Origin of the sequence: Pseudoalteromonas sp. R86517, from assembly GCF_042466295.1 — a bacterium.
Classification (GTDB): Bacteria; Pseudomonadota; Gammaproteobacteria; order Enterobacterales; family Alteromonadaceae; genus Pseudoalteromonas; species Pseudoalteromonas atlantica.
The window spans coordinates 960,227-982,266 of sequence record NZ_JAXHCB010000001.1 but is presented as its reverse complement, the minus strand read 5'-3'; the positions used below and the strand labels follow the sequence as shown (position 1 = coordinate 982,266).

At 41.1% G+C, this 22,040-nt stretch carries 17 protein-coding genes and 7 tRNA genes; 13 read left to right on the top strand and 11 right to left on the bottom strand.

Annotation, left to right across the window (positions count from 1 at the left end; translation table 11 throughout):
- The first annotated feature begins 698 nt into the window (after positions 1–698).
- The 8 genes from SJY38_RS04365 (at position 699) to SJY38_RS04330 (ending at position 4,343) form a co-directional block, all read left to right on the top strand.
- A tRNA-Val gene (locus tag SJY38_RS04365) sits at positions 699–774 on the top strand.
- A 146-nt stretch (positions 775–920) separates the two neighbouring features.
- Positions 921–996 (top strand) — tRNA-Val (locus SJY38_RS04360).
- Positions 997–1,156: 160 nt separating this feature from the next.
- Positions 1,157–1,232: transfer RNA gene (locus tag SJY38_RS04355), tRNA-Val, on the top strand.
- A 149-nt stretch (positions 1,233–1,381) separates the two neighbouring features.
- Positions 1,382–1,457 (top strand) — tRNA-Val (locus SJY38_RS04350).
- Positions 1,458–1,506: 49 nt separating this feature from the next.
- Positions 1,507–1,582: transfer RNA gene (locus tag SJY38_RS04345), tRNA-Val, on the top strand.
- Between the two features lie 33 nt (positions 1,583–1,615).
- Positions 1,616–1,691 (top strand) — tRNA-Val (locus tag SJY38_RS04340).
- A 45-nt stretch (positions 1,692–1,736) separates the two neighbouring features.
- A tRNA-Val gene (locus SJY38_RS04335) sits at positions 1,737–1,812 on the top strand.
- An 890-nt stretch (positions 1,813–2,702) separates the two neighbouring features.
- Positions 2,703–4,343, top strand: coding sequence for a tetratricopeptide repeat-containing response regulator (locus SJY38_RS04330; protein WP_289107110.1), 1,641 nt, complete (start codon positions 2,703–2,705; stop codon positions 4,341–4,343).
- Between the two features lie 56 nt (positions 4,344–4,399).
- Here the strand turns inward: SJY38_RS04330 and msrB are convergent, their stop codons facing one another.
- The 7 genes from msrB to SJY38_RS04295 form a co-directional block, all read right to left on the bottom strand.
- Positions 4,400–4,840 (bottom strand): peptide-methionine (R)-S-oxide reductase MsrB, encoded by a 441-nt coding sequence (gene msrB / locus SJY38_RS04325; protein ID WP_064384881.1) that lies wholly within the window; start codon positions 4,838–4,840, stop codon positions 4,400–4,402.
- 294 nt (positions 4,841–5,134) lie between these two features.
- The gene (locus SJY38_RS04320) at positions 5,135–5,575 is read right to left on the bottom strand and encodes a hypothetical protein (protein WP_055018776.1); all 441 of its coding nucleotides are present in this window, start codon (positions 5,573–5,575) and stop codon (positions 5,135–5,137) included.
- An 11-nt stretch (positions 5,576–5,586) separates the two neighbouring features.
- A complete protein-coding gene (locus tag SJY38_RS04315; RefSeq protein WP_004588866.1) occupies positions 5,587–6,093 on the bottom strand; it encodes a DUF2919 domain-containing protein in 507 nt (168 codons plus the stop codon).
- Positions 6,094–6,102: 9 nt separating this feature from the next.
- The gene (gene ligA / locus SJY38_RS04310) at positions 6,103–8,121 is read right to left on the bottom strand and encodes an NAD-dependent DNA ligase LigA (RefSeq protein WP_289107108.1); all 2,019 of its coding nucleotides are present in this window, start codon (positions 8,119–8,121) and stop codon (positions 6,103–6,105) included.
- A gap of 72 nt (positions 8,122–8,193) precedes the next feature.
- Positions 8,194–8,949, bottom strand: a complete 756-nt coding sequence (gene zipA / locus SJY38_RS04305; protein ID WP_289107106.1) for a cell division protein ZipA — start codon at positions 8,947–8,949, stop codon at positions 8,194–8,196.
- Between the two features lie 72 nt (positions 8,950–9,021).
- Entirely contained in the window at positions 9,022–12,417 is a 3,396-nt protein-coding gene (locus SJY38_RS04300) for a chromosome segregation SMC family protein (RefSeq protein ID WP_377109330.1), read from the bottom strand.
- A gap of 67 nt (positions 12,418–12,484) precedes the next feature.
- Complete coding sequence (locus SJY38_RS04295; protein ID WP_289107104.1) at positions 12,485–13,216, bottom strand: RNA methyltransferase; 732 nt, start codon at positions 13,214–13,216, stop codon at positions 12,485–12,487.
- 162 nt (positions 13,217–13,378) lie between these two features.
- Between SJY38_RS04295 and SJY38_RS04290 the strand changes: the two genes are divergently transcribed.
- Genes SJY38_RS04290 through SJY38_RS04280 form a run of 3 tightly spaced genes read left to right on the top strand, consistent with a single transcriptional unit; the run spans position 13,379 to position 15,905 of the window.
- Entirely contained in the window at positions 13,379–14,488 is a 1,110-nt protein-coding gene (locus tag SJY38_RS04290) for a YjgN family protein (protein WP_126007622.1), read from the top strand.
- A gap of 9 nt (positions 14,489–14,497) precedes the next feature.
- On the top strand, positions 14,498–15,520 hold the full coding sequence (locus SJY38_RS04285; protein WP_377109329.1) for a M48 family metallopeptidase: 1,023 nt from the start codon (positions 14,498–14,500) through the stop codon (positions 15,518–15,520).
- The gene (locus tag SJY38_RS04280) at positions 15,507–15,905 is read left to right on the top strand and encodes a DoxX-like family protein (RefSeq protein ID WP_096739348.1); all 399 of its coding nucleotides are present in this window, start codon (positions 15,507–15,509) and stop codon (positions 15,903–15,905) included. Before SJY38_RS04285 ends, SJY38_RS04280 begins: the two co-directional genes overlap by 14 nt.
- Before the next feature lie 52 nt (positions 15,906–15,957).
- Here the strand turns inward: SJY38_RS04280 and speB are convergent, their stop codons facing one another.
- Together speB and speA are read right to left on the bottom strand one after the other, a co-directional pair.
- A complete protein-coding gene (gene speB / locus SJY38_RS04275) occupies positions 15,958–16,881 on the bottom strand; it encodes an agmatinase (protein WP_289107100.1) in 924 nt (307 codons plus the stop codon).
- Positions 16,882–16,884: 3 nt separating this feature from the next.
- On the bottom strand, positions 16,885–18,798 hold the full coding sequence (gene speA / locus SJY38_RS04270) for a biosynthetic arginine decarboxylase (protein ID WP_377109328.1): 1,914 nt from the start codon (positions 18,796–18,798) through the stop codon (positions 16,885–16,887).
- A gap of 251 nt (positions 18,799–19,049) precedes the next feature.
- Between speA and SJY38_RS04265 the strand changes: the two genes are divergently transcribed.
- Both SJY38_RS04265 and SJY38_RS04260 read left to right on the top strand, forming a co-directional pair.
- A complete protein-coding gene (locus SJY38_RS04265; protein WP_096739346.1) occupies positions 19,050–19,913 on the top strand; it encodes an alpha/beta hydrolase in 864 nt (287 codons plus the stop codon).
- A gap of 2 nt (positions 19,914–19,915) precedes the next feature.
- On the top strand, positions 19,916–20,521 hold the full coding sequence (locus tag SJY38_RS04260) for a TetR/AcrR family transcriptional regulator (protein ID WP_377109327.1): 606 nt from the start codon (positions 19,916–19,918) through the stop codon (positions 20,519–20,521).
- Between the two features lie 44 nt (positions 20,522–20,565).
- Here the strand turns inward: SJY38_RS04260 and SJY38_RS04255 are convergent, their stop codons facing one another.
- Positions 20,566–20,898, bottom strand: coding sequence for a YnfA family protein (locus SJY38_RS04255; protein ID WP_029772735.1), 333 nt, complete (start codon positions 20,896–20,898; stop codon positions 20,566–20,568).
- A 122-nt stretch (positions 20,899–21,020) separates the two neighbouring features.
- The gene (locus tag SJY38_RS04250) at positions 21,021–21,890 is read right to left on the bottom strand and encodes an MYG1 family protein (RefSeq protein WP_054983440.1); all 870 of its coding nucleotides are present in this window, start codon (positions 21,888–21,890) and stop codon (positions 21,021–21,023) included.
- Positions 21,891–22,040 lie beyond the last annotated feature (150 nt).

Below are 22,040 nucleotides of genomic sequence, written 5' to 3'. Positions count from 1 at the left end.
TACATTTATATGCAAATTGAGTTGGGGTTAAAAAAGTACTAAAACCAAGGCTAAACCCCGCATTTAAGTGTGTTATTAAAATGCGAGGGCTCTATTCGATAACCTTATTATTAAATGCTCAACCCTTCCCTTTTTAAGTTGCTTGTACACACATATAAAAATTGAAGTGAATTAAGCCGTCGTTAAAAGTGCTAGCAAGTAATTCGTGCTGTTTTTAAACACTATGTTCCAGTTTGGGTAATAGGCTCTTTTTTGTTGTCATTGTGCCAAAACCCATGGCGTTAATTAAAGTTTATTCGCACTAATGGCAATACAGATAACTGCTTATGCCCTTTAACGTGTTCGTACCTTTTAAAAAGTACCGTATACCAGTTCAATAATTTAAAACCTTATATAGTCATAAATCTTCTTTTTGATAAAACGTCACGCTTACTGTATCAATTTCAACATCGCCTTTTATTAGCTTATTTAAGCAATGCTTTTTATTGTAAGTAAAAATAAGGCAGTCACTTAGTTCAGATTCAGCTGTTAATTTACCCTAACAACTTAAATTTGATGATAAAGTAAACGCCAACCACCCTGCACTGTTTATAAAACCTTCATTCAGCACATTTTTATCATTCAAGTGTTGACACATTTGCAACTCTATCTATAATAGCGCCCCACAACAACGCAGCAATGTAATGTTGTTTAGATGTGGGTGATTAGCTCAGTTGGGAGAGCATCGCCCTTACAAGGCGAGGGTCACTGGTTCAAGTCCAGTATCACCCACCACTTTATTAAGTGTACACATCTAAAATTCTATATGAGTTGTTAGCTCAGTTAGAAAAGAGAGCGTCACTGCTTTAAATAAAAGAAGGTGAGGTTCACTGGTTAAAGTCCAGTACTATTATTTAATAGTAGCGTTTTAATTTATATGTGGGTGATTAGCTCAGTTGGGAGAGCATCGCCCTTACAAGGCGAGGGTCACTGGTTCAAGTCCAGTATCACCCACCACATATAAATCTATTATTATATTAATAGTCGCGTTTTAAAATTGTAATATGGGTCGTTAGCTCAGTTACAAGAAAAGAGAGCATCACCGCTTTTTATAAAAGATGGCGAAGTTCACTGGTTAAAGTCCAGTACTATCTATACAGGTAGTAGCATGTAATATGGGTCGTTAGCTCAGTTGGGAGAGCATCGCCCTTACAAGGCGAGGGTCACTGGTTCAAGTCCAGTACGACCCACCATTCTTAGAATGGTGCATATTACACAAATCTAAATGGGTCATTACTCAGCTAGAAAAAGAGAGCATTACCGCTACTTCCAAGTAACGGCGAGGTTCACTGGTTAAAGTCCAGTACTATTTATTTTAATAGTAGCGTTTTAATTTATATGTGGGTGATTAGCTCAGTTGGGAGAGCATCGCCCTTACAAGGCGAGGGTCACTGGTTCAAGTCCAGTATCACCCACCACATATAAAGCCTATTATTATATTAATAGTCGCGTTTTAAAATTTAATATGGGTCGTTAGCTCAGTTGGGAGAGCATCGCCCTTACAAGGCGAGGGTCACTGGTTCAAGTCCAGTACGACCCACCATTCTAAGAATGGTGCATATTAAATATATAATTTGGGTGATTAGCTCAGTTGGGAGAGCATCGCCCTTACAAGGCGAGGGTCACTGGTTCAAGTCCAGTATCACCCACCAAATTATACAAAACGTTAAATTGATAAAGTCATACCTATTATATGTGGGTGATTAGCTCAGTTGGGAGAGCATCGCCCTTACAAGGCGAGGGTCACTGGTTCAAGTCCAGTATCACCCACCACATATAAACACTTCTAAAGCATCTAAACTCTTCTTAATAATTATTATAAAATCCTATTTGGGTAATTAATCCAGTTGTAACAAAAAAGAAAGCATCGCCGCCCTTTACAAATAATGGCGAGGGTTACTGGTATCTAGCCAAGTAACCACCCACCACATATAAACACTTCAAAATACCTAAGTTAAAAACTTCCAAAAATATCACTCTTAATTTGTCTTGTGCAAAACGATTAATCTATACGCTATAAAATTATATAAAGGTAATTAACTCAGTTATAAGAAAAAGAGAGCATCGCCACCCTTTACAAATAAAGGCGAGGGTTACCGGTATCAAGCCAAGTAATCACCCACCACATATAAACACTTCTAAAGCATCTAAACTCTTCTTAATAATTATTATAAAAATCCTATTTGGGTAATTAACTCAGTTATAAGAAAAAGAGAGCATCGCCGCCTTTTATAAATAATGGCGAGGGTTAACGGTATCAAGCCAAGTAATCACCCACCACATATAAACAATTCTAAAGCATCTAAACTCTTCTTAATAATTATTATAAAAATCCTATTTGGGTAATTAACTCAGTTATAAGAAAAAGAGAGCATCGCCGTCCTTTACAAATAAAGGCGAGGGTCACTGGTTCAAGCCAAGTAATCACCCACCACATATAAACACTCCACAAAAACCTAGATTATTTTAACTATTATTTAGAGCTGCTTTTTACCTATTAATTAAGCAATGGTTTTAAATCGCTAAGGCCAGGATAATATGAAGCCATCTAAACGTATGAAAATAACTTAATCTTCTAATAACCTCGGCTATTAATTAAATTCCCTTGTAAGCAGCTAAACTGTTGATTATAGTCTGTGATAAATCAAACAACATGTAAGCCAATGCCAACTAAGATCTACGCCAAAGCCAAAATACTGATAGTGGAAGAGCAGCCCCTCGCTCAAAGCTATATGAAACAGTCGCTAGAAAGGCTTGGCTTTCGGCAATTGCACTTTGCCGATCATGCAATTGCAGCAAAAGAGCAATGTTTGGTTGAGCAATTTGATTTAATTGTATGTTCATTTAATTTAAGCAAACACCAAGACGGCTACCAACTCTACGAAGAACTCCGTGTTAAGCAACTGATAAAAAACTCCACCGCGTTTATTTTTATTTCTGCAGAAACCAGTGGTGCGCTAGTGCATAGCGTTTTAGAGCTTCAACCCGACGACTTTTTGGTAAAGCCATTTACGGTACAAGAGTTAAAAACGCGGATTGAGCGTATTCTAAAACGTAAAAATGAGCTTCAGAGCATTTATACCTTAGTAGATGATGGCAACGACTCTAAAGCAATAAAAGTAATCGATGCCACTTTAAATAAAAAAAACAATATATACAGCCCTATCCTCCTTCGCTTAAAAGGAGATGCATTGCTTAGGCTAAACCGCAGTGAAGAAGCTAAAGACTTTTTTACCTCGGTGCTAGACATACAAAAATTTGCCTGGGCCAAAGTTGGTTTAGTAGAAGCCCTGATTGCTAATAATGAGCATATTCTTGCTCAACGCATGTTAAAAACCATGCTTGAGCGCCATGAAACACGTTTAGTTGCACTGGATTTACTCGGCCGATTAGAAATAAAACTAAACCAATTTGAATTGGCACAAGATTTTTTAAGCCAAGCAGTCGATATCGCACCACGTAACATCCAAAGACAAAAATCGTTAAGCAATGTTTCGTTAATAAACCACGATTACGAAAAGAGCTATTTAACCCAAAAAGACATAGCCAGCTATGCGCGTCATTCTATTCATGACAGCCCCGACATCTATCTCAATGCAGCCCGTGCCGGTATAGACTTTGCTTTAACCACAGATCAAACAGACCAAATACAACGTATTTCGCGTCAAACTAATAAATACATAAATGATTTAAAAAAGCAGTTTCCTAACAGCGCAAACCAATCTCAAATTGATGTACTTAATGCGCGTTTACACTATTTAAAAGACGAGCACCAAAAAGCCAAGCGCTTGATAGAGCAACTTGATGACGACGATACGTTAATACGCTCTGTAGATGGGGCGCTTGATAAAGCAAAAGCGTTTCACGAGCTGGGTTTTCATCAAAAAGCACAAACATTATTTAGCCAAATAATTAGCCATTGTGAGCGCCACCCCAATATGAGTGATACAACTTACCTGCGTTACATTCAACAGCAGCAAAGTGAGCGTCGCGACATTAAAATGGGCCCTAAAGAGCTTAACAACCATGCAGTAACTCAATTTAATAGAGGGCAATTAAATACGGCGCTAGAGGCGTTTACGCAAGCATTTAGAGTAATGCCGCGTAACCCAAGCATTGCGCTTAATTTATTACAGTGTTTGTTTGATTCGACAAAACAAAAAGGCGGCACTTTTAACTTGGTTATTGCTAAAAAGTGTTACGCCCTTTTGAGTAATTCTACACTGCAGCCAGATCAGTCGCAGCGATTAGATAAAATTTTGCATATGGCAAAAGAAATGAAACTCGATATTCAATCCCCCTAGCGCTAACTAGCGGCTAAAAATAGCTGTTTTATCTAGATTGAAGGCTAACTATATAATTAAAGCTTTTTCATTGCAGCGGCATTTACACAATAGCGCAAACCCGACGGTGCTGGCCCATCAGGAAAAATATGCCCTAAGTGTGCATCACACACATTACACACCACTTCAACGCGCTGCATACCATGGCTTAAATCGTTCACATAACCAATTGCATCGACAGTTGCAGGCTGCGTAAATGATGGCCAGCCTGTGCCGCTATCAAACTTTTCATCGGCATCAAAAAGTAAATTATCGCAGCATACACACGCGTATTTACCCGGTTCTAGTAATGTGCAACTTTGTGAGCTGTGTGGGCGTTCTGTGCCCTTTTTACGTGCCACATAGTATTGCTCATCACTTAGCATTGCCTGCCATTGCGCGTCTGTTTTTACAACCTTTTCGCGTGGCGTAGGATTGCCATTATTGGCAAAATTTATAACATCATTCCAAGTAAGCATAATAGCCTCCTTCGGTATTAATAAGTGATTAGGGTCTGTTGATCTTTTAAGGTTAAATTTGCCGCAGTCTGTTTGGTATTTAGCCAAGGCAGAGCCTATGCAGTGTGGTTATTCCCCATAATTGGGCGATAACGTAGCATTAATGCCAAACAGGCGCTGCCCAACGGGTTCTACCTAGGGGCTATTTACTCTTTGTTGCTCAGCTTTTACTTAGCCCACTAGGTTACAAACTTCGCGCCGCGATTAAATAGCCCCTAGTTTGAACAAACTTTAATCCGCAAAGTTCAACAGCCCCTAACTAAAGCGAATAGTTTGCTTTTCGTGATCTGAAAGTATGCGCTTCATGTAGGCGTCTATGTCATTTTTTTGTGCGGGTAAACTTACACTAAATTGTCGCTCGTTATTGCTATGAATAATAAGCTCATCGTTCTTACTTTCTATATGTTCAATGTTGCCAATAACAAGCCATTGCGGGCCAAATTTTTTATCAAAAAAACCTGCCAAGCTAAATAACATTAAGTGCTGTGCATCGCGCTGAATAAAATTATCAAGCGTATTGCGCTTTTTAAAGGCGGGTGTCAGCCTGTAACAACACGAACAAAACACAAATAACCATAATCCTATTACGGCAGAAAACCAAATATGATCAGTTAACGATGTAAACAACACCAAAGCGCCTAAAATAATGCCAATACCAAGCACTACAAGGGCAATTTTTTTATTAATGTTATCCATTTAGCTCCCTTTTATTTAGCGTTTTTATCATCTGCTTTTTCGGTAGGCTCTGGCCAATCGTTAAAAAACACCTGCAAATAACGACTCTTTGCCAAGTACCACATTACCCAAAACACAATCACCATTTGCACAGCTAAAAATAGTGAAAACCTGTAATGACTATGTGCAGCTTGTATTGTTAACCAGCTTAAGTCAGTTATTGCGCACACCAGTAACGGCCAGCGCATGTAGCGCCACACCATCGCTAAACGCGCACTTTGCTGATGAGAGTCGCGCGGTCGTCTTAAGCAAAATAAAAAAGTGGGCACTATCGCAATAGCGCCAATCGAAATTGCGATAAAAAAATCGTTTTTAGATTTAAAAAATAGCGACATTAAATCAAGCTCAGGGCGACGACTCAGCGCCGCTATAACCCAAATAAAATACGCACGTAGTAACACCAATAAACTCAGATGAAATGCAATTGGCGTACGGTAGCTTCCGTATTTATCCCAGTACTCGGGTCCATATCGGCTCATTTTACTACCCTAAGCATTGTACTTATCAAACAGTGCAATTAAGTCGTCTTCGCTAAGTATGTCTATGCCTAAATCTTGTGCTTTAGTTAATTTAGAGCCGGCTTTTTCGCCCGCCACCAATGCATCTGTTTTAGCCGACACACTACCGGCTACTTTTGCACCTAACTGTTGTAAGCGTGCTTTAGCATCGTTTCGGTTTAAAGTATTAAGAGTGCCAGTTAATACATAGGTTAGCCCAGCTAAGGGTTGCTCATCCTCTGAAGGCGGCGTTAGCGCTGGCCAATTAATACCTTGTTCAATTAAAGCATTAACCACATCTACATTATGTTGCTCATCAAAAAAGCCTCGAACATGAGTTGCTACAATAACGCCTACATCGCTCACTTGTGTAAGGCTTTCAATACTTGCTTGGGTTACCTTTTCAAGTGTTAAAAAATGATTTGCTAAGTTTTGCGCTGTGGCCTCGCCTACCTCACGAATACCCAGCGAATATAAAAACTTTGCAAGCGTAGTTGTTTTTGCAACTTCAAGCGCATCCACTAAGTTTTTAGCCGACTTAGGGCCCATACGCTCAAGTGACTCAAAGTGACCTTGTTTTAATATAAATAAATCTGCGGGGGTTTTTACCAGCTCTCTATCAACCAGCTGATCAACTATTTTGTCGCCTAAGCCATCTATATCAAGCGCTTTGCGTGATGCGAAATGCTTTATCGCTTGTTTACGCTGAGCTTGGCACACTAAGCCACCGGTACAACGAGCCACGGCCTCGCCTTCTACTTTTTCAACGTGTGAGTCACAAATGGGGCAACTGGCAGGAAATACAATGTCGCGTGCATCATCTGGGCGGCGCTCAAGTACTACTTGTGTAATTTGCGGAATAACATCGCCGGCGCGGCGTATAATTACTGTATCGCCTACCTTTACGCCTAAGCGGGCTATTTCATCGCCATTGTGCAGCGTTGCGTTTGATACCGTAACACCGCCTACAAATACAGGCTCTAAACGCGCTACCGGCGTTATAGCGCCTGTGCGGCCAACCTGAAATTCTACATCAAGTAACTGGGTTATTTCTTCTTGGGCAGGAAACTTATAAGCAATTGCCCAGCGCGGTGCACGTGCAACAAACCCTAAACGCTCTTGTAAGGCTTTTTGGTTTATTTTAATTACTACGCCATCAATTTCATATTTAAGCTCGCTTCTGCGCGTTAAAATATCAGTGTAGTAATCTAAAGCCGCTTGCGTACCTTCAACTAACTTTGTTTCTGGGCACAGCGGTAAACCCCAATCAGTTAATTTTGCCAATTGTTGGTAGTGATCCTCAGGGATTGTGCCATCGGCCACCAGCCCTGTGCTATACGCATAAAACATTAGCGGGCGCTTAGCGGTAATTTTTGAATCAAGCTGGCGTAGACTACCTGCGGCTGCATTTCGAGGATTTACAAATACTTTTTCGCCACGTTTTTCGGCTTCGCTGTTTAGTTTTTCGAACCCTGCGCTATCCATAAATACTTCGCCACGTACTTCAAGCTCTGCGGGGTAATCGCCACGCAGCTTAAGGGGCACATTGCGGATTGTTTTTACATTTTGTGTGATATTCTCGCCTGTAAAACCATCGCCACGAGTTGCGGCCTGCACAAGCACGCCGTCACGGTAAATAATCGACACAGCCAAGCCATCTAACTTAGGCTCACAACAAAAAGTGAGCTCATCTTGGCTCATTAAACGCTCTTTAATACGGCGGTTAAAGGCGCTAAATTCTTCTTCACTAAAGGCGTTATCAAGCGATAACATAGGCACTTGGTGAGCAACTTGTTCAAATTTACTCAGCGCAGCGCCTCCTACCTTTTGAGTGGGTGAGTCAGGCGTTAAAAATTCTGGGTTTTCTCTTTCAAGGGCGCTTAACTCGCGCAATAGTCTATCGTATTCTGCATCAGGAATACTGGGTGTATCAAGGACATAATAATTGTAGTTGTGTTGCTCTAACGTACTACGAAGATGATTAATTTGCTCACTAATGCTGCTAGACATTTAAACCTCAAAAAACATAAAAAAAGCCACTTTTAGGTAAGTGGCTTAATAACAATAATGTGTGCGTATAAATTACGCAGAAAATGCACGAACCTGCTCAACATACTGACGAACGCGCTCAACGGTCATTTCTTCACGCTCGGCATCTAAAATTTGTGCACCAAATTCATCGGCAATTTTCTTAGCTGCGCTATGTAACATATTAAAAGCAGCTAGCCCGTCGCCTTCACAAGGTAAAGTCATAAATAAGCTAACCCCTTCGGTGCTAAACTGTTCCATATTATCAATATCAAACGTACCTGGGTTATACATATTTACTAATCTAAATAACACTGGACCTTGCCCTGCAGGGTCTATGTGGCGATTAAAAAAGCCTTCTTCTGAATATTTAAATCCTAAAGTATTTACTGCAGGCAATAACTTACTGCCTTGCATGCTTAGCCCCTCAGGCATTTGAATATGCACAATAACAAAGTCAGACACATCTGCTGGCGCTTCTTTTTCGCTCTCTGGATCTGGTTCTAGCTCTGGCTCTTGAACTACTTGCAGGTCGTCTTCAATGGGTGTTTGCGCCACGCTAGTATCTATTTGCGGCTCGTTTGCATCAAAGTTTAGCTCACCAAATTGCGGCTCATCTCGCTGGGCAACAACCGGCTCTTTAGGTTCAACTGGTGTATGCGAAGGTGTATCTTGCATTGGTTCAACCCGCTCTGAAGGCGCTACCTCTGGGCTGTCTTTTTTTCTAACTGACCATAAACCATGTACTAATAAGCCACCTATGACAAGTACACTGATCACAATTAAAACCAATCTTAGTTCTTCGGCCATCCCCTCACCTTTTATTATTTGTTATGCCTAAACCCGTGTATTAATTAACACTAATACGCTTAAAATAAACTGTTATGTGTGTGCAAGTTGCACTGCTTGTTCTATATCTACTGCTACCATGCGTGATACGCCTGGCTCTGCCATAGTAACGCCAGTTAAACGCCCTGCCATTTCCATCGCAATTTTATTATGACTAATATAAATAAACTGCACCGATTGTGACATTTCTTCAACCAAACGGCAAAAGCGTACCACGTTAGCATCATCAAGCGGCGCATCTACTTCATCCAGCATACAGAATGGAGCTGGATTGAGCCTGAATATAGAAAACACCAATGATAATGCGCTCAGCGCTTTTTCTCCACCACTTAACAGATGAATTGTCGAATTTTTCTTGCCTGGCGGCTGTGCCATTATACTAACACCACTTTCGAGTAAATCGTCACTGGTTAATTCTAAATACGCGCTACCACCGCCAAATACTTTTGGAAATAGCTCGGCAAAGTCGTTGCTCACTTGATCGAAGGTAGCTTTAAAGCGTGTTTTGGTTTCGCTGTCAATTTTACGAATCGCCCCTTCAAGCGTATTTAGCGCTTTGGTTAAATCCTCAAGTTGATTATTCAGATAATCGCTGCGCTCTTTAGCTTGTTCAAACTCATCTATTGCGGCTAAATTAACTGGACCTAGCTTATCTAATTGATGCACAAGCCCACTGATCTGATTTTGCGCTGCATTTAAACTCAGTGAATCAGGCAGTGTATCTAAAACACTTTTTAAACTTTGCTTTAATTCTTCAAGCGGCTCAAGTGCTGCCTGCGCTTTTATAATTAGGCTTTGCTCTTCAATACTTAGCTTTTGATGTTGTTCTTGCAAACCTGTCAGCTCACCTTGAGAGTGCTTAAGGCTGGCTTGTTTACTTATAAGTGTTTGCTTTACCTCGTTAAGCTTTTTTTGTAACGCAAGCAAGCTAGCTTCGCCCTGCTGATGTTTTATTAAAAGCTGTGCTATTTGCTCAGTGAGCTCTTGCTCGGGTATAAGCAACGCTTCCATTTGCGCTTGCAGCTCTTTTGCTTCTTCTTGCGCACTCATGAGTTCTTGCTCAGCATGATTAAGCTTTGTTTGACTAAGCTGCCACTCACTGTGTGCTTTTTGCTCTTTTAACGTGGCCTGATGCGCTTGTGTTTTATATTGCTCAAGTGTAGCTGCAGCTTGGCTGTATGCAGTATTACTGCGTGTGCAAGCGGCGTCGGCGCTTGCCAGTTCGTCAGCTAAATTACGTTGCTGTTGATGTAACACTTCAAGCGCACTGTTGTGCTCATCGCGCGTTTTTAAAAATTGTGATTGCTCAGTGGTTAATGCACGCTTTTGTTGCTGGTACTTTTCTAGTTGCTGTAAAAATTGTGCTACTTGCTCTTTTAACATGTCGCTGCGCGTAGTGGCCACGGCAATGTTTTGTGCTAATTGATGAATTGCGTTTTTAAGTACCGCTAACTCATCACTCAGCTTTTGCTGCTGTGTTTTTAGCGCATTAAGATTCTCAAAATCCCTTGCGAGGGTATTTTCGGCCTCTACTAAGCTCGCTGTTTTTTGCTTTAACTGTGTGTGTTTTAAAAGTTGTGAGTTTTCGGCGTTTTTGTCTGCGCTACGGTGCCAGTTTCGAGCATGTAAAGCACCGCTTTTATCCATAACCGCAATATAAAACGTATCTTTTAACACAGCGAGTTCGGCGTTTTCGCTGTACGCAATACGGGTCAGTAAATCAGGGTAAACACCCTCAGTAATCAACGCCGCAACGCTATTGACTGGTATTTCACTTTTGTGAGGCCACACACTATTGTTGCTTTGCACATCAGCTACGTTTAGGTGCTCAAGCGTTTGCAGTGCCTGTTCAACTATATGTTCAAACCCTGGTTTTACCTGTAATTGATTAAATAAAGTGTGCTGCTTATTATCATCTTCAATCCCTAAACTGCTTTTAAGCCCAGCAATGCGAGCTTTTAGCTCATTAACGTGCTGTAAGCTTTGCTGATGTTGCTGCTCAGCGTCATTTACTAAATCGGTTTGCTCTTTAAGCGCTGCGGTGCAGTGTGTTTGTGCCGTTTGCTTACTGGCAAGCTCTTGAGTTAGGGTTTGTTTGTATTTTTGTTGCTCGGCTAGTTGCTGCTCTAATTGGCTACTTTTAATATCATCAATTTGGTTATTTAGTTGGCTTAGCTGTGTGTTTACATGGGTTAAGGCTTGCTCTGTTTGCTTAACACTACTTTGCTGCGCCTGTACTTTATTATTAAGCGCGTGTTGTTGTTGATTAAGGCTTTGCCACGCGTTTGTGTGCTTATTTTTTTCATCTGCTAAATCTGCAAGTGTAAGGGTAAGCTCTTCAACTTGTTCGCTGCACTCTAAACTGTACTCGCTTATCTCTTGGTGGCTCACTGCTAACTGCTCACACACATTTTGCTGCTGTGTTTTTAGCGCTTCACTTTGCAGCTTTCGCTGCTCAAGCTTAACCACACTTTGTTTAAGTGTTTGCGTTTGCTGTTTAATATTAATGTGTTGTTGTTCGGCGCGGGTCAGCTCTGTGTGGGTAACGTGTTGCTGATGCTGCGCATCGTTAAGCGCATCTTGCTCTGCATTTACTTGAGCCTCTAGGCTTGCAAGCACATCGTCGTGGCCTGAGTGAGCCGTTTTAAAAAAGGCGATTTGCTCATTAAGCTTTTTGATTTGCTCACTTTTTTCAAGCTGTTGTTGATGCAGCTTTTGCCATTTCAATACAGCCACTTGGCCTTTTAAGGTACGCTCTTGCGCTTTTAAATCGCGGTATTTTTTCGCATCAACCGACTGCACAGCCAGTTTATCTAGTTGCGCTTGTAATTCTTTGCGCACATCAAGTAAACGCTCAAGGTTTTCGCGGGTACTTTTAATTCGGGTTTGCGTTTCGCGGCGGCGTTCTTTGTATTTAGACACACCCGCGGCTTCTTCTAAAAATACGCGTAGCTCTTGAGGTTTGCTCTCGATTAAACGCGAGATCATCCCTTGCTCTATAATTGCGTAGCTACGCGGGCCAAGCCCGGTGCCTAAAAATATATCGGTAATATCGCGCTTACGACATTTGCTCCCATTTAAAAAGTACAGCGATTGGCCATCGCGTGTTACTAAACGCTTAATCGCTATTTGGTTTCTGTCGGCAAATGTATTAGGTAAATCACCTTGAGTGTTATCAAAAATAAGCTCTACTGAGGCTTGCGAGATAGGTTTACGATTAGTTGAGCCATTAAAAATAACATCGGTCATGGCATCGCCACGCAAGTTTTTAGCTGAGCTTTCACCAAGCACCCATCGCACAGCGTCAATCACGTTTGATTTGCCACAGCCGTTAGGCCCAACAACACACGTCATTTGATCAGGAAATGGAATTTTAGTGGGCTCTACAAACGATTTAAAGCCCGCTAATTTAATAGTGCTTAAGCGCATCTTATTGTTATTACCGATTATTATTGTTATTACTTACAAACAATTTAACTCATAAACAGTTAAAAAGTTAAGCTTGGCGTTTAAAGTTATCTAAAATAATACCTGTGGCCATTGCCACATTAAGTGACTCTGCCTCACCAAAAGCCGGTATGGTTATTTTGTCGCTTACTAATTTTGCACACTGCTCGCGTATGCCATGCGACTCACTGCCCATAAGCAATACACCCTTTGCGCTAAAATCCGTTGTATGTACGCTTTGCCCATCTAAAAATGCCCCATAAATAGGCATATTTAATGTTCGTAAGTATTCAGGTAGCTCTACTTGGCTTACCGACACTCTGACAAACGAACCCATGGTAGCGCTAATTGTTTTAGGGTTGTAAGCATCGGCGCTGTCGGTACTTGTTACTATATGTTTAATGCCATACCAATCGGCAACTCTGATAATAGTGCCTAAATTGCCCGGATCAGAAACCCCATCAAGCGCCAATATTAAGCCGGTATTATTAGGTAAATCAGCCTTTGGCATATCAACCACTGCAATGGCCGCGTTATTACTCACTAAGGTACTGACTTTAGTCAGCGACTCTTCTTCTGCTGGCGTAAAATCTACATGTGGAAACTGGTTTTGGTGAGTATTTATAAACGCCTGTGTTGCAAATATATCAACCGCCTTTAATGGGCTGTTTAACAACTCAAGTACGTTTTTTTCACCTTGTACAAGGTATTGATTATATTGCTTTCGGTACTTTTTTTGGCCAAGTTGGCGAATAAGCTTGAGTTGGTTTTTTGAAATCATAACAGCCCCATAAAATTATCGCCCTAGTATACCAGAGATGATTTAAAGTGCAGCACCACATATATTAAAAGCAGCGCCATTGTAGGCTGTAAGGCTATTAAAGATTGAGCTTTGCACCAAATTTAGGTAAATTAACAAAAAAACAACATGGATATAATTTTAATGGAATCAATACACCCTACTCCCCCAGAAACCACCCCTGCAGTAAGTGAACCTGCTGCCCCTATTTTTAGCGGCAAAGTACAGTTTAGCGGTAAAGGCGGTGAGTTTTTTGGTATTTGGATAGTCAATATTTTACTGAGCGTACTTACTTTAGGTATTTACTCGGCTTGGGCAAAAGTGCGCACAATGCGATACTTTTATGGCCACACCCGCATTGACGGACACAGCTTTGACTACTTAGCCACCCCTATGCAAATTTTAAAAGGCCGTATTTTAGCGGTTATTGTATTTTTAATTTACTCCTTTGGTAGCAGCTTTTTTCCTCTTGTAGGCTTACTATTTGCGGTTGCTTTTATCTTTTTAATGCCGTGGATTATTAACCAAGGCCTGCGCTTTAATATGCGTATGACCCGTCATCGAAATGTACGCTTTGCATTTAAAGGCGATTACGGCGAAGCCTTCATTAACTTTATTCTTTTACCTATTGCCAGTATTTTTACCCTTTATTTATTAATGCCGTATGTTTTAAAACGTATCGACACGTACATACATAGCAATATTAGCTACGGTGACACGCCATTAACCGTAAACCTTAAAGGTGAAACCTACTACTTAACCGCCCTTATTTGCTTTGTGGTGAGCTCTATCACTATGGTGATATTTATGGCTGTATTAGGCTTATTTGGGCTTGATTTAATGAATGTAGAAAATCAACAAGCTGCACAAGATCCAGCCAAAATGGGCGTTATGTTTGGTGGATTAATGATTGCTTACGTATTTATGATTGCGATAGTAACCGCTGTGTGGGCTGCGGCTATTCGTAACCATATTTTTGATAACAGTCAATTTGAAGATGTAGCATCATTTAAATCAGAGCTTAAGCCTATTCCTTTTGCCATATTACTATTAACCAATATGCTGGCAATCGTGTTTTCTTTAGGGCTTGCCTACCCGTGGACCAAAGTGCGTACATCGAGAATGCTTGCCGAGGTTACAACCGTTAATATTTACCCAAGTGCGCTAAATTTAGTGGATACCGCGCAGCAAGAGCAGTCATCGTTTGCTGAAGAAGCAGCCAATGTATTTGATATTGACCTATCGCTAACCTAAGAGCTTATTATGCACGTACAGGGACATTACTTCCCCAAGGCATCAAGCAATTACCAGCAAGGTGTCGCTAACATTCGCGACACCTGTGTTGAGATTAGCTACGATGACCAGCTTATTTCAAGCCATGCAATAAGCGATATAACACTCACCTCTGGCCTAGCTGGGCTTGCTGATGAACTAAATTTTAATGATGGCAGCCGCTTTATTCCTACTGATGTAAATTATCGCTGGCCTTTTAAAGCAAATAAGCATGACCTACTAGAGCGCCTTGAAAAAAGTAAATGGGCTATTATCGCGGCCGTTATTTTTACACCGCTTTTTATGTGGTTAATGCTTTATAAAGTTGTGCCCGCTATTGCTGTTTACAGTGTTGATACTCTGCCGCGCAGTGTAGTAGAGCAAATGGGTGAACAAAGCTTTACCATAATTGAAAAGCTCGCGCTTGATGACAGTGAGCTGCCTAATGAGCAACAAACTAAAGTACAACAACACTTTAATACCATGCTTAATGCGCTCTCGCTTGAGCCATCGGTTTATAGGTTATCGTTTTATAAATCAGAGGCCTTTGGAGCGAATGCGTTTGCAATGCCCCATGGACGTATTGTCGTAACCGATGAGTTAGCAAATTTATTAGCCAATAAACCCAACGCACTAAAAGCCGTATTACTTCACGAAATTGGCCACGTAGTCCACCAGCATAGCGTACGCATGACTGCGCAATCGGCAGCCAGTACCATTGTACTTGCGGTTATATTTGGTGATTTAGAAGGCATAGCAGAAGTGGTACTAGGTACGGGGGCATCTTTTGCACAGCAAGGGTTTTCTCGTGATATGGAGCGCGAGGCAGATAGCTATGCACTCATTCAACTTGAAAACTTAGGGTATTCAAGCAACGACTTTGCCGATGCCATTGAAGCATTACAAGGTGCGCACACCAGCGAAAACGAACACCTTGAAAAGGTAAATAATTTGCTCGAATATTTATCTAGCCACCCAAGTGCACAAGAGCGAATAGACAATGCGAGGAAATAACCCCGGTTATATACAAATTGCTCGCTATATTGTGGGGCTGAGTTGGATATACCACGGCTTTTTTCCAAAGCTTTATCATATTGCCCCGCTTGAAAAACTAATGACTGGTAGTGCGGGTTTTTCAGCAGAAGTGTCTGACTTAATTACACGTTCGGCGGGTATTGGCGAAATTATATTTGGATTATGCTTATTAGTGTTTTATAAAAATAAGCACATCGTTATTTTAAATGTTTTAGCCCTTGTAGGGCTTTTGTTAGCGGTTGTAGTAATGCAGCCACAATTACTCATTGAAGCCTTTAACCCGGTAACCACTAACCTGCCGCTGATTGGCTTAAGTTTTATTTGGTTAAAAGAAATTAAGCTGCAAAATAATCGACACCTCTAAAATAAAAAAGGTATGCCAGTGCATACCTTTTTGTAGTGCTTAACTTATAGCGTTAATACTTATTTTTATGTGTCCACAGGTGCAATAATTCACTGGCAATTGTTGCTGCAGCAATAGCGGTAAGCTCGCTTTGGTCGTACGAGGGTGATACCTCTACCACATCCATACCCACCATATTTATGCCTTTTAGTGCGCGCAGTATTTTAAGCACTTTATCAGATGTTAAACCACCGAATACAGGTGTGCCTGTACCTGGTGCAAATGCTGGGTCTAAACAATCTATATCAAACGTTAGGTAAACGGGTAAGTCGCCTACTCGCTCACATATTTGCGCTGCTATTTCATTAGCGTGCAAATCGTTAGCTTGCATTGCATCAATCACTGCAAACTCATGCTTTGATTGGTCAAAGTCGGTACGAATACCAATTTGGATACTGTGCTCTACATCAATCAGCCCTTCCATGGGTGCATGATAAAACATAGTGCCGTGATCAAAACGCGAGCCATTGCTGTATGTATCAGTGTGCGCATCAAAATGAACCAGTGCCATTTTGCCATGTATCTTTGCATGCGCGCGCAATAGCGGAAGCGTTACAAAGTGATCGCCACCAAGGCCTAACATCGTTGCCCCTTGGCGAAGTATTTGCTCTGCAGCCATTTCTAGCTGTGCCGTAAAATACTCAGGATCGCCTACCGGATAAGTAAAGTCCCCCGCATCAGCAACCGTTAAACGCTCAAACAAAGGAAATGTCCACGGGTATTTAGTGTCTTCCCAGGCTAAATGTACCGACGCTCTGCGAATGGCATCGGGCCCTAAGCGAGCACCGGGGCGACCCGATGTTGCTAAATCAAAGGGTAAGCCTAGTACAACGACATCTGCATCAATGGCATTAATGTTTTGCACCATAGGACGACGTAAAAACGTCATCCCGTTTGAATACAATGAGTGGTCAACATGACCAAACAAGCTAGACATTGCTTATAACTCTTCTAAATAAGTGTAGCCATTAAGGCCGCTTTGCAACTCGTCTAAAACGCTTTGCTGTTCATTTTTATCTATTTTTGCAGACACTAACTGCGCGTACGACTGCTGAAAGCTCTCAACATCTAAATGTACATAGCGCATCATATCGGCTACGGTATCGCCTTGGTTTATCTCACTAATACTGGCAACGCCTTGCTCATCCATATTTATAATAGCGCTGTGCGTATCGCCAAATAAATTGTGCATATCACCTAAAATTTCTTGGTACGCACCCACTAAGAAAAAGCCCATTAAGTAAGGTTTATCAGCACTGTACTCAGGTACGGGTAATGTGCTTTCAATACCTTGGCCATCAACATAGTGCTCAAGCGCGCCGTCTGAATCACAGGTAATATCAAGTAATACAGCACGTTTTTTTGGTGCTTCGGTTAAGCCACTTAATGGCAATACCGGAAACACTTGATCAATCCCCCACGCATCAGGAAGCGATTGAAAAAGCGAAAAGTTTACAAAAAACTTATCGGCTAAACGTGCGTTCAACTCGTCAATAATCGGACGATGAAAACGGTTTTTGTTATCCATGTGTTTGTTAAGCTCATAACAAATACGTAAGTTAACTTGCTCTGCCCACGCCCGCTGCGTTAAATCTAAAAGTCCAAGTGCAAACTGGTTATGCGCCTCTGCTAAATCCCCTTGGCTGTCGTGGTAAATTTCAATCAGTGCACGGTCATCCGTTAAATCGGTTAACTGCACAAACGAGGCCCACATATTATTTAATAAAAGCGGTGCATCTGCTGCTGGCGCTACTAACTCTTCTGGCGTGTAACTTTCAGTACCAATAACATTAGAAATAAGCACCGCATGGTGCGCCGTTAGTGCACGCCCCGACTCAGAAATAATCGTCGGCATAGGCTGCGCGTATTGCTTACATGTATCACCTATGGTGTACACAATATTATTTGCATACTCAGCTAAGCTGTAGTTCATTGAGTTATGCGATTGGCTGCGGGTACCATCGTAATCAATAGCTAAACCGCCCCCTACATCTAAGCACTCAATGCTTGCACCTAATTTGCGTAGCTCACAGTAAAAACGCGCGGCTTCGCTCACACCTAAACGCACATCACGAATGTTTGCCATTTGCGAGCCTAAGTGAAAATGCACAAGTTGCATTAAATCAAGTTGGCCTGCATCTTTTAAACGATTAACTACATGCAAAACTTGTGACGCTGATAAACCAAATTTTGATTTTTCGCCGCCACTTGCTTGCCACTTACCTTTGCCTTGCGATGCTAAACGAACGCGAATACCAATACGTGGTTTAACATTTAGCGCTTTTGCTTGGCTAAGTACCATGTCTAGCTCAGAAAGCTTTTCAAGCACTATGTATACTTTGTGGCCTAGCTTTTCGCCAATCAGTGCTAAGCGCACATATTCTTTGTCTTTGTAGCCATTACATACAATCACTGCACTGGTTTTTTCTGCCATTGCCAAAACAGTTAATAGCTCTGGTTTGCTGCCCGCCTCAAGGCCTAATTGTTTTTTTTCTAATTCGGCTTGGCTTGCTACTATTTCTTCAACCACTTCGCGTTGTTGGTTTACTTTAATTGGGTAAACTAATAAGTAGTCTTTGGGGTAACCATAGTTTTCAATCGCGGTATTAAACGCGCCACATAAACTGTGCACACGATGATGTAAAATTTGTGGAAAGCGCACTAAAGCCGGTAAGCTTAAGCCTTTTTCTTCTAGCTGCTTTGCGATATCTGTTAATGCAATAGTTTGCTCTGGGGCGTGAGCCTTTGGCGCAACATACACATCACCTTGATCATTAATACCAAAAAAACCTTGGCTCCAATGACGAACATTGTAACTCGTGCGAGCTTGTTCTAGTGATGTTGTCTCTTTCATTTATCTTTCTCTTGTATTTAATGAATGCCGGTTCGGCCAAGTGCGCGCATTAAAAGAAAAATAGACTTTTAAGTCCAACAAGTATTTTTACTCGTAACGAGTGATTTTTAGTGTTGAGAGAAAAAACACCTACACCTTAGCTTTTACAGCTAACCGCCTTTAGTAAAGCAAGCTGGTTATGCGGCTAAAAAATAAGTACAGCTGTACTTTTTTAAGATAAAATAGAACAACTGTACTTATTTGGTATAAACATGAAACAAATTTATTTTAATCAAAACAAGCCACCTAAATTTTCTAAAATAACAAAGGCTGCCACTTTTGGTTTGACCAAAACATTTCCTAAACTCAGTGCCCGCCTTGCCATGAAGGTATTTTGTAATCCGCATAGCCGACGCCAATACGAATTTAGAACATGTATACAGCCAATTAATATTAAACTTACTACCGAGCTTGGCGCTGTAAACCTGTACTATTTTAGCCAAGCCGAAAACACTAAAACGGTATTTTTATCTCATGGCTGGGCCGATAGCACTAATCGGTTTACTGCTTTAATAGATGAATTGCTTGAAAAAGGCTTTAATGTTTACTCAATTGATCACATAGGCCATGGCTATTCGCACGGCAATACCTCGCACTTATACGGGTATATGCAGGGGCTAACAGCGGCTTTTGAGTACTTTAATGGGCAAAATATTACAATTAATAGAGTCGTTACACACTCTATGGGCGGTGTTGCTTTGTTAAACTTAGCGCCTCATTATTTAGAGAATAAAAAAATTGTGATGATCTCTGCCCCTGCACAAATATTTGAAGCCATGTTTGCTAAGGTCAGGCAAGTGGGTATTTCTGAGCTCATGCTAGAAAATATGCTTAATAGGGTGTCAGACAAATATGGTATTAGCTGGCAAAACCTTCACCCTGATCATTCTAAAAATAAAATTAACGAAAACATGTTGTTTATTCATGATAAAAATGACTCAGTGGCAAGCTTTGAGGCAATAAAATTATTAACTGAGAACACACCCGCAACACTTGTTGCCACACAAGAGCTGGGGCACGTGCGCATTTTAAAAAGCCAATACGTGTACGACCAAATAACACGCTTTATGGATTAACGATGAAAAAAAGTGAGAGCACAAAACGCAATATTTTGCACAAAGGAATGGCCTATGCGGCTGCACATGGTTTATATAGCTTGTCGATAGGAAAAATAGCGGCAGTGACTAACATGTCGCGTACTGGGGTGATCTCACACTTTACCAATAAAGAAGATATGCAAGTGGCTATTTTGGCCTACACCGAAGAAGAATTTAGAAAACAGGTTGTTGATATATCTGTTGATGAAGATGCGTTAATTCATTTAAATAATTTTCAGCAACGTTGGCTTGAGTGGCTCAATTTTTTAGATACGGTATCGCCTGGTAAGCAGGCAAGTTGCCCGCTCATTAAAGCGTCGGTAGAGTTTAAAGCAAGCCCGAACTGTTTGGTAAGGCAGTTTATGCAAGACCAACACTTAAAAATGATTAACTACCTCACTAAACTTGCAGTTAACTGCCAAGCACAAGGCTACTTTAGCCAAGACAAAGAGCCGAGCATTTTTGCGTATGAGTTTTATGGCTTATATACCGGGCATGTTGTACAAACAAGCTTAATAGATAATCCAGCTTTAACGCTTACTTATAAAAAAGTAGTTGGCAATTTAATTGCACGATATATGCGTTAACAGTGGCCTGTAAGGCGTTTTTTACCTTTAATATGGCTTAATTTTTATGCGCTTTTAGGTGCAAAAATAATAATAGCCATGCCCAGTAAGGCAACCGCCCCGCCCACTACATCCCACATTGTAAGCTTTACGCCATCAACTGCCCATAACCACAGTAAAGCCACGCATATGTACACACCGCCATACGCGGCATACACCCGTCCAGCGGCTGCTGGGTGTAACGTTAGCAACCACGCGAATAGCGCTAAACTGATTGCTGCAGGTATTAAAAGGAATATGGATTTATCTTCTTTAAGCCAAAGATAAGGTAAGTAACAGCCAATAATTTCTGCCAGTGCGGTAATAATAAATAGCGCGATAGTTTTTACTTCAAACATAAAACCTCACGTGATTTAAATAACGAGAGCATAATAAAGCTAAGTAACTGCAAACTAGTTACTTAGCTAAAATAGTGCGAATTCTGGGTAAAAAATTTTTACCCATATTTAAGTAAAACAGGTTACTCAGCTAGGGCCGCGTCGGCCAGCTTCATTGTACTTTCGAACGATTTAGTACCGGCTATAAATAAACCATTGTGGCAAAATACGGCGTCGTCTAAGCCTGTTTCAGCTTGAAACTCTTCATCAGATAAACCGGCCCACGCTTTAGGCAGTGACTTTCTATCTTCAAACGAGCCTGGCTCTACTGGTACAGTTTGAATAATCCATTGGCCGTTTTGCGAAGGGTAAACCATAAATAAAGCGTCGCTTGATAAATGGTGTACTGTTTTTTTCCATGGTGTGTATTTTTCTAAAATAATCACGCGGGGATCTTTTGCCTCTTCTATTGCTTTTGCAACAATATCTTTGGCGTTAATGCTTCCTTTTGCTGAGGCAATAAAACGGGTTAATAAACGCGCAGCAAACTCAACGGCTTCATCAAAGCATTCATCAAAGTTGCCTTCCTCTTCCCATGTTGGATTAAACATAGAAAGCGTTTGGCTAAGCGTTATGCCCTCAACCACACCTTTAACGTAACCACAATCTATGGCATCAATTGTAGAGACTAAACCAGCGTCAACTCTATCAGCCACCGCTTGGTTATTATCACACAGTGCTAAACCATACTTTTTCCAAATTAAGCCAAATGACGAGTATGGCGTGCCATTTTCGCGCTCGCCTGCGCCGCCGCGTTGGTGGTGATCAAAGCGTCCTGTGTCAGGGTTGTATTCGCCACCTACATCAACAACAATATCGGCACTTTCTATTACTGCTTTATCGCGGGTTCGTACCAAGTTAAAGGCAGGCAATACATGCTTAAGTACCGCAATACTAAACACGTCATCGGCATGGAAATTACCACTGTGGGTTACTACTGTTAAATCGCTCATTGGTTTTGGGCTACTTTTAAAAAAGATAAAATTCTCACTTATGAAGTGCTAAATAAAGGTTTATACCCGTTTACTTAATCAAGTAATTTATTTTGAAGCAAAAAAGCTTGTTTATAGCCAGGTTTTGCCTCTTAAAATCATTAAGTATTA

What these genes read in the sequence shown, in the direction of transcription:
- SJY38_RS04295 (WP_289107104.1), bottom strand. Translation starts at nt 13,216, where the DNA reads ATGATTTCAAAAAACCAACTCAAGCTTATTCGCCAACTTGGCCAAAAA.
- SJY38_RS04290 (WP_126007622.1), top strand. Translation starts at nt 13,379, where the DNA reads ATGGAATCAATACACCCTACTCCCCCAGAAACCACCCCTGCAGTAAGT.
- SJY38_RS04260 (WP_377109327.1), top strand. Translation starts at nt 19,916, where the DNA reads ATGAAAAAAAGTGAGAGCACAAAACGCAATATTTTGCACAAAGGAATG.
- SJY38_RS04315 (WP_004588866.1), bottom strand. Translation starts at nt 6,093, where the DNA reads ATGAGCCGATATGGACCCGAGTACTGGGATAAATACGGAAGCTACCGT.
- SJY38_RS04320 (WP_055018776.1), bottom strand. Translation starts at nt 5,575, where the DNA reads ATGGATAACATTAATAAAAAAATTGCCCTTGTAGTGCTTGGTATTGGC.
- speB (WP_289107100.1), bottom strand. Translation starts at nt 16,881, where the DNA reads ATGTCTAGCTTGTTTGGTCATGTTGACCACTCATTGTATTCAAACGGG.
- SJY38_RS04280 (WP_096739348.1), top strand. Translation starts at nt 15,507, where the DNA reads ATGCGAGGAAATAACCCCGGTTATATACAAATTGCTCGCTATATTGTG.
- SJY38_RS04330 (WP_289107110.1), top strand. Translation starts at nt 2,703, where the DNA reads ATGCCAACTAAGATCTACGCCAAAGCCAAAATACTGATAGTGGAAGAG.
- speA (WP_377109328.1), bottom strand. Translation starts at nt 18,798, where the DNA reads ATGAAAGAGACAACATCACTAGAACAAGCTCGCACGAGTTACAATGTT.
- SJY38_RS04250 (WP_054983440.1), bottom strand. Translation starts at nt 21,890, where the DNA reads ATGAGCGATTTAACAGTAGTAACCCACAGTGGTAATTTCCATGCCGAT.
- zipA (WP_289107106.1), bottom strand. Translation starts at nt 8,949, where the DNA reads ATGGCCGAAGAACTAAGATTGGTTTTAATTGTGATCAGTGTACTTGTC.
- msrB (WP_064384881.1), bottom strand. Translation starts at nt 4,840, where the DNA reads ATGCTTACTTGGAATGATGTTATAAATTTTGCCAATAATGGCAATCCT.
- SJY38_RS04300 (WP_377109330.1), bottom strand. Translation starts at nt 12,417, where the DNA reads ATGCGCTTAAGCACTATTAAATTAGCGGGCTTTAAATCGTTTGTAGAG.
- SJY38_RS04285 (WP_377109329.1), top strand. Translation starts at nt 14,498, where the DNA reads ATGCACGTACAGGGACATTACTTCCCCAAGGCATCAAGCAATTACCAG.
- ligA (WP_289107108.1), bottom strand. Translation starts at nt 8,121, where the DNA reads ATGTCTAGCAGCATTAGTGAGCAAATTAATCATCTTCGTAGTACGTTA.
- SJY38_RS04255 (WP_029772735.1), bottom strand. Translation starts at nt 20,898, where the DNA reads ATGTTTGAAGTAAAAACTATCGCGCTATTTATTATTACCGCACTGGCA.
- SJY38_RS04265 (WP_096739346.1), top strand. Translation starts at nt 19,050, where the DNA reads ATGAAACAAATTTATTTTAATCAAAACAAGCCACCTAAATTTTCTAAA.